The 796-nt window shown below is 62.3% G+C and carries 1 protein-coding gene; it reads left to right on the forward strand.

Going from position 1 to position 796, the window contains the following annotated elements; all coding sequences use genetic code 11:
* Positions 1 to 796 (forward strand): cadherin-like domain-containing protein (locus WLY71_RS30625; protein ID WP_347806569.1); only part of this gene is annotated, 796 nt, incomplete at both ends.

Genomic DNA, 796 nt, shown 5'->3' on the forward strand with positions numbered 1-796 from the left:
TGAACATCAACGTCACCCCGGTGGATGACAGCTTCACCGATGTCAGCGAAACCGTGACCACTTCCGAAGACGCTCCGGTGACCGGCAGCGTCCTCACCGGCACCAGCAGCGTCGACGGCGATGTCAGCGTGGTTAACTTCACCATCGGTGCGACCACTTACGCGGCCGGCAGCACCGCGACTATCGCCAACGTCGGCACCCTGGTGCTTGCCGCCAATGGCGCCTACACCTTCACCCCGGCCGCCAACTACAACGGCAGCGTGCCGACGGTCAGCTACACCGTCACCGACGGTTCGGGCAGCGATGTCACCTCGACCCTGAACATCAACGTCACCCCGGTCGATGACAGCTTCACCGACGTCAGCGAAACCGTGAACACCTCCGAAGACGCCCCGGTGACCGGCAGCGTTCTTACCGGTACGTCGAGCGTTGATGGCCCGGTCAGCGTAGTTAATTTCACGGTCGGCGGTACTCAGTACCAGGCCGGTGACACCGCGACCATCACCAACGTTGGCACCCTGGTGCTTGCCGCCAATGGCGCCTACACCTTTACTCCGGCGGCCAACTACAACGGCAGCGTGCCAACGGTCAGCTACACCGTCACCGACGGCTCCGGTTCTGACGTCACCTCGACCCTGAACATCAGCGTCACCCCAGTCGATGACAGCTTCACCGATATCAGCGAAACCGTGACCACCAGCGAAGACGCCCCAGTCAGCGGCAGCGTGCTTACCGGTACCTCGAGCGTTGATGGCCCGGTCAGTGTGCTCAACTTCACCATCGGCGAAACCACCTA

It is taken from the genome of Pseudomonas rossensis, assembly GCF_039888995.1.
Lineage (GTDB): Bacteria > Pseudomonadota > Gammaproteobacteria > Pseudomonadales > Pseudomonadaceae > Aquipseudomonas > Aquipseudomonas rossensis.